Source organism: Halarchaeum nitratireducens (genome assembly GCF_014647155.1).
Classification (GTDB): Archaea; Halobacteriota; Halobacteria; order Halobacteriales; family Halobacteriaceae; genus Halarchaeum; species Halarchaeum nitratireducens.
In genome coordinates, this window is sequence record NZ_BMOQ01000006.1 from 112,891 (window position 1) to 127,720 (window position 14,830).

Annotated in this window: 15 protein-coding genes; 14 read left to right on the top strand and 1 reads right to left on the bottom strand. The window is 66.4% G+C overall.

The window, feature by feature from the left end:
* Positions 1-6 precede the first annotated feature (6 nt).
* Complete coding sequence (locus IEX91_RS11405) at positions 7-801, bottom strand: IclR family transcriptional regulator (RefSeq protein WP_188879088.1); 795 nt, start codon at positions 799-801, stop codon at positions 7-9.
* A gap of 426 nt (positions 802-1,227) precedes the next feature.
* On the opposite strand from IEX91_RS11405, the gene IEX91_RS11410 reads away from it, so the two are divergent.
* The 14 genes from IEX91_RS11410 (at position 1,228) to IEX91_RS11475 (ending at position 14,763) form a co-directional block, all read left to right on the top strand.
* Positions 1,228-2,913, top strand: a complete 1,686-nt coding sequence (locus IEX91_RS11410; RefSeq protein ID WP_188879090.1) for an ABC transporter substrate-binding protein — start codon at positions 1,228-1,230, stop codon at positions 2,911-2,913.
* Positions 2,910-3,938, top strand: coding sequence for an ABC transporter permease (locus IEX91_RS11415; RefSeq protein WP_229772850.1), 1,029 nt, complete (start codon positions 2,910-2,912; stop codon positions 3,936-3,938). The genes IEX91_RS11410 and IEX91_RS11415 overlap by 4 nt, the downstream gene beginning before the upstream one ends.
* Positions 3,935-4,840, top strand: coding sequence for an ABC transporter permease (locus IEX91_RS11420; protein WP_188879091.1), 906 nt, complete (start codon positions 3,935-3,937; stop codon positions 4,838-4,840). Before IEX91_RS11415 ends, IEX91_RS11420 begins: the two co-directional genes overlap by 4 nt.
* Positions 4,837-5,931 (top strand): ABC transporter ATP-binding protein, encoded by a 1,095-nt coding sequence (locus IEX91_RS11425; RefSeq protein WP_188879092.1) that lies wholly within the window; start codon positions 4,837-4,839, stop codon positions 5,929-5,931. The genes IEX91_RS11420 and IEX91_RS11425 overlap by 4 nt, the downstream gene beginning before the upstream one ends.
* A complete protein-coding gene (locus IEX91_RS11430) occupies positions 5,928-6,956 on the top strand; it encodes an ABC transporter ATP-binding protein (protein WP_188879093.1) in 1,029 nt (342 codons plus the stop codon). Before IEX91_RS11425 ends, IEX91_RS11430 begins: the two co-directional genes overlap by 4 nt.
* Positions 6,953-8,365 carry a dihydroorotase gene (locus tag IEX91_RS11435; protein WP_188879095.1) on the top strand — a complete coding sequence of 471 codons (1,413 nt, stop codon included), beginning with the start codon at positions 6,953-6,955 and terminating at the stop codon, positions 8,363-8,365. Before IEX91_RS11430 ends, IEX91_RS11435 begins: the two co-directional genes overlap by 4 nt.
* Positions 8,362-9,630, top strand: coding sequence for a M20 family metallo-hydrolase (locus IEX91_RS11440; RefSeq protein ID WP_188879097.1), 1,269 nt, complete (start codon positions 8,362-8,364; stop codon positions 9,628-9,630). Before IEX91_RS11435 ends, IEX91_RS11440 begins: the two co-directional genes overlap by 4 nt.
* 9 nt (positions 9,631-9,639) lie before the next feature.
* On the top strand, positions 9,640-10,056 hold the full coding sequence (locus IEX91_RS11445) for a DUF3830 family protein (protein WP_188879099.1): 417 nt from the start codon (positions 9,640-9,642) through the stop codon (positions 10,054-10,056).
* Positions 10,053-10,982 carry a D-2-hydroxyacid dehydrogenase gene (locus IEX91_RS11450; protein ID WP_188879101.1) on the top strand — a complete coding sequence of 310 codons (930 nt, stop codon included), beginning with the start codon at positions 10,053-10,055 and terminating at the stop codon, positions 10,980-10,982. The genes IEX91_RS11445 and IEX91_RS11450 overlap by 4 nt, the downstream gene beginning before the upstream one ends.
* A 182-nt stretch (positions 10,983-11,164) precedes the next feature.
* Positions 11,165-11,368 carry a hypothetical protein gene (locus IEX91_RS11455; protein WP_188879102.1) on the top strand — a complete coding sequence of 68 codons (204 nt, stop codon included), beginning with the start codon at positions 11,165-11,167 and terminating at the stop codon, positions 11,366-11,368.
* Between the two features lie 19 nt (positions 11,369-11,387).
* Positions 11,388-12,227, top strand: a complete 840-nt coding sequence (locus IEX91_RS11460) for an energy-coupling factor ABC transporter ATP-binding protein (RefSeq protein WP_188879103.1) — start codon at positions 11,388-11,390, stop codon at positions 12,225-12,227.
* The gene (locus IEX91_RS11465; RefSeq protein ID WP_188879105.1) at positions 12,224-13,135 is read left to right on the top strand and encodes an energy-coupling factor ABC transporter ATP-binding protein; all 912 of its coding nucleotides are present in this window, start codon (positions 12,224-12,226) and stop codon (positions 13,133-13,135) included. Before IEX91_RS11460 ends, IEX91_RS11465 begins: the two co-directional genes overlap by 4 nt.
* A gap of 169 nt (positions 13,136-13,304) precedes the next feature.
* Complete coding sequence (locus IEX91_RS11470) at positions 13,305-13,952, top strand: hypothetical protein (RefSeq protein ID WP_188879107.1); 648 nt, start codon at positions 13,305-13,307, stop codon at positions 13,950-13,952.
* Between the two features lie 7 nt (positions 13,953-13,959).
* On the top strand, positions 13,960-14,763 hold the full coding sequence (locus tag IEX91_RS11475) for an energy-coupling factor transporter transmembrane component T family protein (protein WP_188879108.1): 804 nt from the start codon (positions 13,960-13,962) through the stop codon (positions 14,761-14,763).
* Positions 14,764-14,830: the final 67 nt, after the last annotated feature.

Consider the following 14,830-nt stretch of genomic DNA (forward strand, 5'->3'; position numbering starts at 1 on the left):
CGGTTCTCAGGCGTGGCTATTCATGTTCAGACTGACCTCGATGACGTTCACGGCGCGGGTGATGCGCTCCGGGAGGTCCTCGTGAAAGCGCTCGTCGCGCATGAAGCTCGCTGGACCGGAGACACTGAGCGACCCGAGCACCTCCCCTTTCGGGTTGCGGATCGGCGCACCGATCGCGCGGAACCCCTCGATTTCTTCACCGTCGTTGTACGCGTAGCCGCGCTCGCGGATCGCCTCGAGTTCCGCGAACAGGTCGTCGGGGTTCGTAATAGTGTTGTCCGTGCGCGCGGGAAGGCCGTGGCTCTCGACGATCTCCTCGACACGATCGCGGGGGAGGTAGGCGAGGATCGCCTTCCCGGACGCCGTATAGTGGAGGTGGTCGCGGTGCTGGGGCTTCTCGGACTGGTAGTCGTCGCTGATGCTCGTCTCCCCCTTCACCTGATAGAGGTTGATCCCGAAGCCGTTCTCCTCGGTGACGATGTGCGTGTACTGGCCGGTTTCCTCGGCGAGTTCGTCTACCTCGGGCTTCCCGTAGCGGTAGAGCGGACTCCGGTGACGGGCGTACTCACCGATCACGAAGAACTTGAACGCGATCTCGTACTCGCCGTCGCGCTGGACGAGAAAGCCGTTCTTCTCGAGTGTCTTGAGGTGGATGTAGGCCGTGCTCTTCGAGAGATCGAGGAGATCAGCCAGTTCCGTGACGCCGACGCTCCCGTGCTCGCGCACGGCCTCGACGACGTCCGCTGCCACTGAGACGGTCTTCAGCGTTCGTGGGCTGTCATCCGTATCACCCGCGGTCATATTCCACTCGAACGCCTCTACCCACATCAATGTTCGGCTATTTCAACCGTATCTCAATGAGTTCGAAACAAACAGGCGGTTATCTGGAGTGTTAGAAAAACACCTCGAAGTAGAATGGGGTCCAGACGCAGAGTCATCAGCGGTCCGCTCTTCGGTCCGAGATATGTGAACGGTGACGTGTTCAGGGGGACAGTCGAGCGCGTGATCCGCAGTATACGAGAGACGGATTCTCCGATCGGGAACCGGGTGACTACACAGCCAGGAGAGTGGGGGGACAGACGCTGCGTAAGACTTTTCAACTATTGGTAGAAAGTGGTCTAATGTGTTCAGAACGAAGTCAATCGTCGAAGTATTTGGGCATAATGATGAACAATCCGCATCTGATACGCGGACAGCTGCACCGATCGGAATAGTGGGGACGGAGAGATGAGCGGCGGTAGAGACGGCGGCCGGATCGATCCGCGCGACCTGACGTCGCGGGGCTCGCGGCGTGACTTCCTCGCCGGGCTCGGTGCGGTCGGTGCCGCCGGCCTCGCGGGCTGTTCGAGCGACGCCGAGGACACGTCGTCCGACACCGCGACTGGCGACGGAACGACGACGTCGCAGAGCGGCTCGACGCTCACGGCGAACATCTCCCAGCGCCTCGGCACCATCGACCCCGCGAAGGGCACGGACTACGTGCAGGCGATGGCGCTCGTCAACCTCTACGACCCGCTCGTGTTCCCGGACAGCGAAGGGGAGATCCAGCCGCACCTCGCGAGCGACTGGTCGGTCTCAGAGGACGGCACGACGTACACGTTCACGCTCCGCGACGACGCCACCTTCCACAGCGGGAACCCGGTCAGCGCCGAGGACGTGAAGTTCACCGTCGAGCGCTTCATGGACCTCGGCCAGGGCTACTCCTCGCTCCTGACCGGCGTGCTCGCGCCGGAGAACATCACCGTCGAGGACGAGCGAACCATCACGTTCGAGCTCGACCGGCCGTACACGCCGTTCCTCTCCATCCTCGTCCTCGTCTTCGTTGTCGACGAGGAGCTCGTGATGAACAACCTCGAAGACGGTGACTACGGCGAGCGCGGCGACTACGGACAGGCGTTCATCAACGACAACGACGCCGGGTCCGGCGCGTACGCGCTCAAGGACTTCACGCGCGGCACTGGCATCACCTTCTCCAGGTACGACGACCACTTCGAGAGCTTCCCCGACGGGGCGTTCGAGACGGTGGACGTCGAGATCATCACCGAGAACTCGACCGTCCTCACCCGGATGAAGAACGGGACGCTGGACATGACCGGCCAGTATCAGAGCTCCCAGACGTACGGCGCCATCGAGGAGATGGACCACGCCCGCGTCGAGAAGATTCCGACGTTCGGCCTGCTCTACAACAAGATCAACACGCAGAAGCCGCCGACGGACGACCCGGCCGTCCGCGAGGCCATCGCGTGGGGCTTCGACTACGAGCAGGTCGTCAAGGATATCCGCCCCGACATGCAGAAAGCGCAGGGGCCGCTCCCACCGACGTGGGGCGCGCACAAGGAGGACGTCCTCCAGCCGTCCTACGACCCCGAGCGCGCGAAGCGGGTGCTCGAGGACGCCGGCTACACCGAGGGCGACATCACGATCACGAACACGTTCACGTCCTCCTACGCCTTCCAGGAGCGCATCGCGCTCCTCTTCAAGGACAACATGGCGGACATCGGCATCGACGTCGAGTTGAACCCGCAGACGTGGGGGACGATCACCGAGCTCGCGACGACGCCGGAGAAGACGCCCCACACCAGTCAGGTGTTCTACGTCCCGACGTACCCCTCGGCGGACTCGATGTTTTACAACCAGTTCCACTCGGAGGCCGCGAACACGTGGATGAGCATGGAGCACCTCGACAACGAGCAGGTGAATTCGCTCATCGAGGAGGCGCGCCGGACGCCGAACCGCGAGGAGCGCGTCGAGATCTACGGGGAGCTCCAGAGCGTTCTCGCCGAGCTCTACTGTGACATGCACCTCTACCACACGGTGAAGACCATCGGTTTCCAGAACGACGTCGAGGGGCTCACGCTCCGCCCGGCACAGGGCTTCGAGTACACCTTCCGTGACCTCCACGCGACCGAATGATCGACCCGAAGCAGGTCGCACAACGCCTCTCGGGGATGGTCGTCAGCCTGCTCGGGCTGTCCGTCCTCATCTTCGTCATCTCGCGCGTCTTACCGGGGAACCCCGCGCGGATGGCGCTCGGCGCGATGGCGAGCGAGGAGCAGGTCCAGCGCCTCGCCGCCGAGATGGGGCTGAACGAGCCCCTGCCCCTCCAGTACGCCGACTACATGCGCCGCCTGCTCGTCGGCGACCTCGGGCAGAGCCTCCAGACGAAGAACCCCGTCGTGCAGGACCTCATGTTCAAGCTCCCGGCGACGCTCGAACTCATCACCGTCGCGTTCGCGCTCATGGTGGGTCTCGGCGTGCCGCTCGGCGTGCTCGCCGCCGTCAACCACGGCGGACGCCTCGACAACCTCACGCGCGTGTTCGCGTTCTCGACGGTGAGCGTGCCGAGCTTCTTCATCGGCATCCTCTTCCAGCTCGCCTTCGGCTACTTCCTCCAGTGGTTCCCGATCACGGGCCGCGTCTCCTCGGCGGCCGCCGCCGAGTTCACGCGCGTCACGGGCTTCTACCTGCTCGACACCCTGCTCGCCGGCGCGTTCGCGGCACACGTCGACGTCTGGGGTCACCTGCTGCTACCCGCGCTCGCGCTGTCGTTCAGCGGGATGGGGCAGGTCATCCGCATCACGCGCTCGAGCATGATCGACGTCGAGGGCAAGGACTACATCGTGGCCTCGCGCGGCTTCGGACTGCCGTCGTGGATGGTGACGCACAAGTACACGCTGAAGAACGCGTTCGTGCCGACGCTGACGATCCTCGGACTCCAGTACGCGTGGCTCCTCAGCGGCGCGTTCATCATCGAAATCGTCTACTCGTGGCCGGGCGTCGCGAAGTACGGCGTCCAGTCCGTCCTCACCTCGGACGTGAACGCCGTCGTCGGCGTGACGATGCTCATCGGCGTCGCGTTCGTCACCGTGAACTTCCTCGTCGACGTCGTCATGGCTGTCCTCGACCCCCGCATCGACCTCACGGGTGATACGACATGAGCACTGACACCGACCACTCACACGCCCTCGACCGGCTTGTTTCCCCGGCGAGACGCGAACTCTGGTACCGGTCGTATCGCCGCTTCGCGAACCAGCCGATGAGCATGGTCGGGCTCGGCATCGTCACCGTCGTCGTGCTCGCCGCTGTCTTCGCGCCGTACGTCGCGCCCTACCCGGCACAGGTCGGCTCCTTCACCGACTTCGCGAACGCCTACCAGCCCCCGACGGTCGCTCACCCGTTCGGGACGGACAGCGCCGGCCGCGACATCCTCACGCGCGTCATCTACGGCTACCGCATCTCGCTGCTACTCGTCGCGGTCGTGCTCGGAATCGGCGTCCCCGTCGGCGTGCTGCTCGGCCTCGTCGCCGGCTACACCGGCGGCTGGGTCGACACGGTGATCATGCGCGTGACGGACACCTTCCTCGCGCTCCCGCCGCTCGTGCTCGCGCTCGCCATCGCGTCGGCGTTCGAGCCGACGCTCGAAGTCGCGATGTTCGCGGTCGCGTCGCTCTGGTGGACGTGGTACGCCCGCCTCGCGCGCGGACTCGCGGCTGGCCAACGCGACGAGGAGTACGTGCAGGCCGCGGAGCTCGCGGGCGCGGGCACGCCCCACGTGCTCTTTCGCGAGATACTCCCGAACTGCCTCTCGCCGATCCTCGTGAAGGTGACGCTGGACGCCGGCATCGTCATCCTCACGGGCGCGTCGCTCTCGTTCATCGGGCTCGGCGTCCAGCCGCCACAGCCCGGTCTCGGGACGATGGTCGCGAACGGGACGCAGTACCTGCCGGGCAAATGGTGGATCAGCGTCTTCCCCGGGTTCGCCATCTTCGTCCTCGTGATCGGGTTCAACATGCTCGGGGACGGCTTGCGTGACCTCTTCGACGTGGAGGTGGAACAGTGAGCGACGACGCCCTCCTCGACGTCAGCGGCCTCTCCGTGGGCTTCGAGGGGTTCGACGGCTACGCGGACGTCGTCGGCGACGTCGACCTCCACGTCGAGCGCGGCGAGGTCGTGACGATAGTCGGTGAGACCGGCTGCGGGAAGTCGGTGACGACGAAGGCCATCACCGGCCTGCTCGACGAGCCGCCCGCGCACGTCGAGGGCGACGTCGAGTTCGACGGAATGGACTTGCGCGAGCTCTCCGAGGCGGAGCGCGAGGACCTGAACGGCGACCGCCTCGGGATGGTCTCGCAGAACCCGCTCTCGAGTCTGAACCCCGTCTTCACCGTCGGTGAGCAGCTCACGGACACCGCGCAGTTCGGTGGGAGCGACGACGCGGGGCTGCTCTCCTACCTCCGCCGGCGGCACTCGGGCTCGGAGCGGGCGGCGGCGCGTGAGCGCGTTCTCGAGATGCTCCGCGAGGTGCAGATGCCCGACCCGGAGGCCGTCATCGACAGCTATCCGTCGGAGCTCTCCGGCGGGATGCGCCAGCGTGCGCTCATCGCGCAGGCGCTCCTCAACGAGCCGGACCTCCTCATCGCCGACGAGCCCGGTTCCGCGCTCGACGTCACCGTCCACGACAGAATCCTCTCGCTCCTCACGGACGTCATCGCCGAGCGCGACATGAGCGTCCTGATGATCACGCACAACCTCGGCGTCGCGCGCCAGATCAGCGACCGGATATACATCATGTACGGCGGCCGCATCGTCGAGTCGGCGCCGACAGAGGAGATATTCACCGAGGCCCGCCATCCGTACACGCAGGGCCTCATCGCGTCCATCCCCCGGCTCTCCGGCGAGCCGATGGCGGGCGGAATCGACGGCTCGGTGCCCGAGTACACCGACCCGCCCTCGGGGTGTCGCTTCCACCCGCGCTGTCCGTACGCGGACGACGACTGCCGGAGCGCGGCGCCGCCGCGTACCGACTTCGGTGAGGAAGCGCACGCGGTCTGCGTGCGCCACGTCGACGGCGGCCCGACGCCGACGATCGCGGAGACGAAGCGCCGACTGATGGCGGACGACGAGCGCGCGGAGTCGGAGGTGGAGCGATGAGCGCGCCCGTCCTCGAAGTGAAGAACCTGAAGAAGCACTTCGCGTCGGACGGCTGGCTCACGGACGAGCCGCCGGCGAAGGCGGTCGACGGCGTCTCGTTCAGCATCGACGAGGGCGAGACGCTCGCGCTCATCGGCGAGTCCGGGAGCGGGAAGTCGACGGTCGCGAAGACCATCATCGACATCCACGAGACCACGGACGGCCTCATCCGCTATCAGGGCGAGGACATCACGAACCCGATCCGCCGGCAGGTGGAGACGATTCGCTCGGAGATCCAGCTCGTCTTCCAGGACCCGACGTCGTGTCTGAACCCGCGGCGGACGATTCGGAAGACGCTGCTCGTCCCGCTGAAGGCGACGGGCGTCCCGCGCGAGGAGCGCGAGGCGCGCGTGAGCGAGATGCTCGAACGCGTCGGCCTCACGGACGAGTACCTCCGCAAGTACCCCCACGAGCTGAGCGGCGGCCAGAAGCAGCGCGTGAACATCGCGCGAGCGCTCGCCGTCGAGCCACAGCTCCTGTTGCTCGACGAGCCGACGAGCGCGCTCGACGTCTCGGTGCAGGCGAAGATCGTCGACCTGCTCGCGGACCTGCAAGAGGAACTCGGCCTCACCTACCTCTTCATCACGCACGACCTCTCGCTCGTCCGGAACTTCGCGGACGAGACGGCCGTGATGTACCTCGGGGAGATCCAAGAGCAAGGGCCGACCGAAGAACTCTTCGAGTCCCCCCGCCATCCCTATACGCGTGCGCTCCTCTCCTCGATTCCCGTGACGTCGGCGGCCGACGAAGCGTACAGACCGGAGAGCGAACCGCTGCGCGGCGAGGTGCCGAGCCCACGGGACGTCCCGTCGGGCTGTCGCCTCCACCCGCGCTGTCCACACGCCACCGAGGACTGCTCGATGCGCCAGCCAGACACACGACACGTGAACGACGTAGCGGTCAACTGCATCGCGTACGACGACGACACCGACGGCTTCGACGCGTTGCTCGACGCCGCGAACACCACGCCGGGGGACGCGTCGTGAGCGTCGACCTGACCGTCGTCGGCGGGACGCTCGCGACGGTGGATGGCCTCCGCGAGGCGGGGTTCGCGGTCGACGACGGAACCATCGTCGCGGTCGGTGACCCGGACCGACTCCCGGCGGCCGAGCGGACGCTCGACGTCGACGGCCGCCTCGTCATGCCGGGCGTCGTCGACCCGCACGTCCACGTCGACGGCTTCAACTCCATCGACAGCTACGAGACGGGGACGGCCGCCGCGGCGCGCGGTGGCGTCACCACCGTCATCAACTTCGCGTGGCAGACGTGGACGGGCGAGCGCGAGTACGGCGCGGACGGCTCCGTCTGGGCGGACGAGGGGTCGCTACTCGACGCCATCGAGCGCCAGAAGCGCAAGGCCGGCGGCGCGTACGTCGATTACGGCCTCCACGCGACCGTGACGGCCGAGGACGAGTCCGTGTTCGAGGAGTTCGATGCCCTCATCGAGGCCGGCGTCCCGACGGTCAAGTTCTTCACCGCCTACGACATCGGCGTCTCGAACGGCTTCCTCCGGCTCGCGTTCGAGGAGCTCGCCGACCGCGACGCGGTCGCCGTCCTCCACACCGAGGACGCCGCCGTCTGCGAGGCCCTCAGGGAAGAGCGGCGCCGCGAGGGGCGGGGCGACCCGGTGGACTACCCGGGCGCGCGCCCCGACTACGCGGAGGCGATGGCGCTCGCGGACGCGGTCACGCTCGCCGACGCGACCGGCTGCAAGTACTACGGCATCCACACGTCCTCGCGCGCGGCCGCGGCGGAGCTCGCGGCCGTCCGAGAGGACGGCAGTCAGTTCCGTGGGGAGACCTGCACGCACTACGCGACGCTCACCGAGGACGCGTACGCCGAGCGGGGGACGCTCGCGCTCCAGTCGCCGCCGCTTCGACGCGCCGACGACGTCGACGCGATGTTCGAGTACCTCCGCGAGGGGACGCTCGACGTCGTCTCGACGGACCACGTCGCCTCGACGCGCGAGGAGAAGACCGTCGATGACTGGTGGGAGTGCTCGTTCGGCGTGAACGGCCTCCAAGCGAGTCTCCCGGTCTTCCACGACGAGGCCGTCAACGAGCGCGGGCACTCCTACGGGTTTCTCGTGCGCGCGATGTGCGCGAAGCCGGCGGCGACGTTCGGCCTCCCGAAGAAGGGTCGGCTCGCCGTCGGCGCGGACGCGGACTTCGTCGTCTTCGACCCCGACGAGTCGTACACCATCACGGCCGAGGAGAACGCCTCGAAGGCAGATTACTCGATCTACGAGGGCCGCGAGGTCACCGGGCGCGTGACGGCGACGTACGTTCGGGGCGAACGCGTCGCCGACGAGTCCGGCGTCACGGTCGACCCCGGCTACGGCGAGTTCCGCGCACGGGACGTCCCGGAGTGGGGCGCGCGGGGAGGGAACACGTGAACGTCGAGAGCGCCGTCGACGGCGACGCGCTCCGGCGCGACGTGGAGCGAACCGCCGCGTTCGGTGCGGTCGAGTCCGAGGCGGGACGCGGCCGAACGGCGCTCCCCGCGGACGCGGCGAACGCGCAGGCGCGCGACTACTTCGTCGAGCGACTGGAGGCCGCCGGCCTCGACGTGCGCGTGGACGCCGTCGGGAACATCGCGGGGCGCTGGACACCGCCGAGCGCGGACCCGGACGCTGCGCCCGTCGCCGCCGGCAGCCACCTCGACTCGGTGCCGCGCGGCGGCGTCTTCGACGGCGTCCTCGGCGTCTACGCCGCCCTCGAGGCCGTGCGCTCGCTCCAGCGCCGCGCGGTCGCACCGTCGCGACCACTCGACGTCGTCTGCTTCACGGGCGAGGAGGGAACGCGCTTCGCGGACGGCGTCCTCGGCTCGACGGTCGCGAGCGGGAAGCGCGGCGTCGAGGAGACGCTCGCGCTCTCGGACGGTGACGTCACGCTCGACGCCGCGCTCTCGGAGGCCGGCTACCGGGGGACCGGCCGACTCGACGCGGGCGCGTGGGACTCGTGGCTCGAGCTCCACATCGAGCAGACCACGCGCCTCCGCGACGCGGGCGTGCCGCTCGGCGTCGTCACCGACATCACGGGGACGGCGCGCTGCCACGTCACCATCGAGGGCGAGGCCGACCACTCGGGGACGACGGGGATGGGCGAGCGCCGAGACGCGCTCGCGGCGGCGAGCGAGCTCGTACTCGCGGTCGAGGAGCGTGCGACGGACGCCGCCGCGGACGGGAGCGGCACCGCCGTCGGCACCGTCGGCCGCCTCGACGTCGAGCCGAACACCGTCAACGTCGTCCCCGGTGCGGTCTCGCTCCGCCTCGACCTCCGGTCGGTCGAGCGCCCGGAGATACGGACGCAGCTCGACGCCGTGAAGCGCGCACTCGAGGACATCGAAGCCGAGCGCGGCGTCGGGACGACGTTCGACTGCGACTACGACGTCCCGCCGACCACGCTCTCCGAACGCTGCCGGCGGACCGTCGCGGACGCGGCGCGCGCACGCGGCGTCGAGACGGCGGCCGTCCACTCCGGCGCCGGCCACGACACGATGCAGGTCGCCGACGTCACCGACGCGGCGCTCCTGTTCGTCGCGTCCGAGAACGGCCACTCGCACTCGCCGAAGGAGCGCGCGGACTGGGCGGACTGCACCACCGCGACGGCCGTGCTCGCGGACGCGCTCGCGGACCTCGCAACGAACACTGACCACTGAGAGAACACAATGTTAGAGATAGAGATAGACGACACGACGTTGACAGCCGAACTGCACGAAGACCGAGCCCCGGAGTCCGTCGCCGCGGTCCGGGAGTTCCTCCCGCTGGAGTCGGAGCTGATGCACGTCCGCTGGAGCGGAATTGCGACGTGGATCAACATCGACGAGATCGAGCTGCCAGAGATTCCACGGGAGAACCACACGGTCTACCCCTCGCGGGGCGACCTCCTGCTCTACCCGGGCTACCGGAACGAACAGGAGATCCTCGTCCCTTGCGGGCCGACCTGTTTCAAGAGCCCGGCCGGGGAACTCGCCGGCAACCACTTCGCGACCATCGACGCCACCCCCAAGGAGCTGAAGGCCATCGAGGAGCGTACCCTCCGCGACGGCATGCTCGAGGTCACAATTCGGGAGGTGGAGGGATGACGGACGTGGTCGTCCTGCGGCAGAAGATCCACGGGCTCGATCCGGCGGATTACGCCGAGGCGATCCGCGAGCGCCTCCCCGAGGCGGACGTTGCGCTCGCGGGCACGCCGAGCGAGGAGCGCGAGCTCCTGATGGAGGCGACGGTGGCGACCGGCTTCCGGATCGACCCGGAGGTCGTCGCGGCGTCCGACAGCCTCGACCTCTTCGTCTGCACGTTCGCCGGTACCGACCACCTCCCGCTCGACGCGCTGGAGGAGGCGGGCGTGACGGTCGCGAACGCCTCGGGCGTCCACGGGCCGAACATCGCCGAGCAGGTGCTCGGGTACGTCCTCGCGGACGTCCGGAACCTCCGTCGGGGGTGGGCTCAACACGAGCGCGGCGAGTGGAACCACTATCAGGGCGGCGAGCTCGCGGGCTCGACCGCGACGGTCGTCGGGATGGGCCCCATCGGCGAGACGATCATCGACCGCTTCGGGGCCTTCGACGTCGAGACGATCGGCGTGCGCTACACGCCCGCGAAGGGCGGGAACGCAGACGACGTCATCGGCTTCGAGGAGACGGCGCTCCTCGACGCCTTCGCGCGCAGCGACTACCTCGTGCTCGCCTGCCCGCTCACCGACACCACCGAGGGGCTCGTCGACGAGGAGGCCTTCCTCACGCTCCCCACGGACGCGATGGTCGTCAACGTCGCACGCGGGCCCGTCATCGACACGGACGCGCTCGTGAGCGCGCTGCGCGGCAACGACATCGGGAGCGCCGCCCTCGACGTCACCGACCCCGAACCCCTCCCCGCTGACCACCCCCTCTGGACGATGCGGAACTGCCTCGTCACGCCGCATAACGCCGGACACACCCCCGAGTACTGGAACCGCTGCGCCGACATCCTCCTCGACGCCGCGAGCGACACCGCGCTCGCGGACGACTGACCAGCCACGCGGGTGGCCTCGGCGTCAGTCTGACGGACAGGCGTGACAGACGTCACACGATCGCCAAGATGTCGGAGGTGATCTATGGTTCCGCTTATTCTACAGATTACTGGACGTACCCTCTCATAAGGGAAAATTTTATGCACTTCCTTTGAATTGTAGTCGATGAAGGTTGACACACAATGACTACGGAATCCGCACGGACCAAACCGCTGCTCGCGATCGTCGGGGCGGCGGTGGCGTTGCTTGCGCTCGGATACGCAGTGATCATGCTCCCGGTGAGCGGGATGAAGGTAGTCGACTCGACGACGGCGCTCGCGGTCGTCGGTGTCCTGTTCATCCTCAGCGGTATCTGGGTGTTCAGAAACGCCCGGAGCACGGAATGAACGAGCGTGTCGATAGCCCATGCCAGCAATAGAACTCGACGGCCTCACGTTCCAGTACCGGGGCGAGAGCGAACCCGCAATCGACGACGTCTCGCTCACCGTCGAGCGCGGGGAGTTCCTCGGTATCGCCGGTGAGACCGGAGTGGGAAAGACGACGCTGCTCAAGTCGATCTGTGGCATCATTCCCTTCCAGGAGGCTGGAACGCGTGAGGGGTCCGTCGTCGTCGACAGCAAGCGCGTCATCGACGCCGAGTCGGTCGATCAGCTCGCCCCGACGGTCTCGATGATCCTGCAGAACCCGGAGAGCCAGCTGTTCAACCTCCGCGTGTTCGACGAGATCATCTGGGGGCCCGAGAACCTCGAGATGGACCGCGAGGAGATCGTCCGCCGCGGTGAGGAGGCCATGGAGTTGTTCGGGTTGGAGGGGTTCGGTGACCGAATCACGTACAACCTCTCCGGGGGGGAGAAACAGAAGGTCGCGATTGCGTCAGTCTACGCGATGAACCCGGACATCATCCTGCTCGACGAGCCGACGAGTCAGCTCGACCCTATCGGGACCGAAATGGTCTTCGACGCGATCGACCGACTCGTCGATGAGGGTGTGACCATCGTCATGGTCGAGCACAAGATCGAGGAGCTCGCGGAGTACGCCGATCGCATCGCCCTGCTCGAGGACGGGTCGGTGACACGTCTCGACGAGACGCGCTCGTTCTTCACCGATACGACCGTCGAGCACGCCAGACCCCAGGTCACGCAGCTCGGAATGCAGTTGAACGAGACCGGCGTCGCGGACGTCGATGTCCCGCTGACGCAGGACGAAGCGGTCGTCGAGTACGACGCGCTACTCGGAGAGCCATGAGCGACTCACGACCGATAATCGAAATCGACAGTGTCGAGTTCGGATACGACCCCGGAACGACGGTCCTGCGAGGCGTCGACCTCACATTCGACCGCGGCGAGTTCGTCACGGTCATCGGGCAGAACGGCTCGGGGAAGTCGACGCTCGTGAAACACCTCACCGGACTGCTCGAACCGGATGAGGGGTCGGTGACGCTGTACGACGGGACGGGCGAGTCGTACGATACGCGGCGGGACTCGATAACCGATCTCTCCGCACACATCGGCTACGTCTTTCAGAATCCCGACGACCAGATCTTCCACACGCGAATCGACGAGGAGATCGAGTACGGACTGAAGAACATCGGCGTGCCACCCGACGAGCGCGAGGAGCGGATCGAATCGGTACTCGAAGCCACGCAGCTCGAGGAACACCGATACGGGAATCCGTTCAGTCTCAGTATCGGGGAACGCCAGCGCCTCGCGATCGCGTCGGTCTTGGCGATGGAACCCGACGTGATCTGCGTCGACGAGCCGACGACCGGACAGGACCACGCGGAAGCGCGGAAGATCATGGACATCCTCCAAGACTACAACGACCGCGGGCACACCGTCGTCGCGGTGACGCACGACATGGGTCTCGCCGCCGAATACACCGACCGCGTCGTCGTCGTGAAGGACGGTGATGTCATCGATGATGGTCCGCCCGAAGAAGTGTTCCTCCGCGGAGAGGTCTTAGAGGAGTCGAACATTCGCCCACCACAGATTACGCAGGTCGGCATTCAACTCGAGGAGGAATCACCGGCGGACGTCCTCGAGGAGATGTGGCTCACCGTGGAGGACGCCTACGACGATATCGAGTCGTTTCACCGCCGAGAGCCGGCACCGACGGGAGTAGCGGAGCGGGGACTCGGTTCGGTCGACGACTAGGCGACGACGCCCTCTCCACGATCGTATACAATCAACCATATCGACTCTAATTTAGACATTCATCGCTATATTCACCAGATCTGCTACCATATGAGGTTATCTAGATCGTATTAGTATCCAAAACCCTTAATTGACTCGCGTCGAAAAGGCGTGTTGTGAGACGGTTTCAATGAGCGAAATGAGCACCACGACTGACGCCGTACATCGAGAACAGAACACCGCGCCGGGACCGCTTCCAGATCGGCTGTTCGGCCAGATGCCGGACTGGAACTACATGCTTTGGCCGAAGTCGACTCAGGTCATCATGTCCTCGTTGTTCTTGGCACTGGGACTGATCGTCTCCCTCCAGGTCGCCGAGCGGCTCGACACGATCATGTTCGGCGGCGTCGCCCCGATATGGGGGACGATCCTCTTCACGCCATGGCTGATAGCAGCTGGTATCTTCTATGGACTGACCGGGGGGCTGATCGTCGCGAACATCAATCCGATCGTCTCGAACCTCACCGCGTCTAGCCCGCTCGCGCCGCTGTTCTTCCCGGCGAACACCCTCTACGCGGTGACGATCGCCCTCTTCGCGTGGTACTTCAAGACGCCCGGCGAGGGGCTGCGGTTCCGCGAGGTGTTCGTCGCGAACGCGATCGCCGGCCTCCTCAATGTCGTTCCGTACATCCTCTACCAGACGATCGTCCTCAAGCTCCCGCTCCGCGTGAGTCTCGGGATCGAGACCATCCAGTTCGTCGCGTTTATCTTGAGCCTCGGCATCGCGTACCCCTTCTGTAAGAAACTCCTCGAGGCCGGCGTAGTCCAAGTCAGGTAGTCGATCGATGAAATCGTTATTCCTCTTCTCGGATCAGGACTCGTTCCTGCATCGTCTCGATCCACGGCCGAAGTTCCTCGTCGTCATCGCTACCCTCACGTACGTCATGCTGTTCGAGCAGCCAGCCTACATGTTCGCGGCGCTCGGCATCATCGTCGCGCTCATCTGGGGGCTGGGTGGTCTCTCCCCGGCGAAGTACTGGCGTGTCCTCCTATTCCTCGTGCCGATGATCGTCGTCGTCTCGCTCATCCAATCGCTGACGTACCATCCGCCCGGGACGACCTATCTCGCCATGGTCGGCCCATTCCGGGTCGCGACGGACGGCCTCGTCCGCGGCGCAGGTGTCGGCGGCCGACTCGGGACCATGGCTCTGTCGTTCATGCTGTTCTCCATGACGACGACGCCGAAGGAAGTCGGGCTGGCACTCAACAGGACCGGCGTCCCGTACAAGTACGCGTATCTGGCGACGATGGGACTCCGTTTCCTCCCACTCATGCAGGAGGACCTGAGCCGACTGCAGAACGCGCGCGCGGCGCGCGGCGACCCGAACGTCGGGTCCCGGAACGTCTTCCGGCGGATAATAAGCCTCCAGAAGTCGCTCTTCCCGTTGGCCGCGACGTCGCTCCGGCAGAGCAACGAGATCGCGACCGCGCTCGAGCTTCGCGGATACGGCGCCAGTGAGAACCGGACGACTGTCGACCGTCTGACCATCGCGTCGTACGACTACGCCGTCACTGCCCTCGCGATCGTGAGTATCGCTGCGATCGTCTACGCACGGTTCGCTCTGCATCTCGGGACGCTGGCGAGCTGACACTCCCTCCCAGCAGCTTCGCCGCGGTAGGGCGCGGACGGGCGAAACCGGACTGTGGCGACGCGAG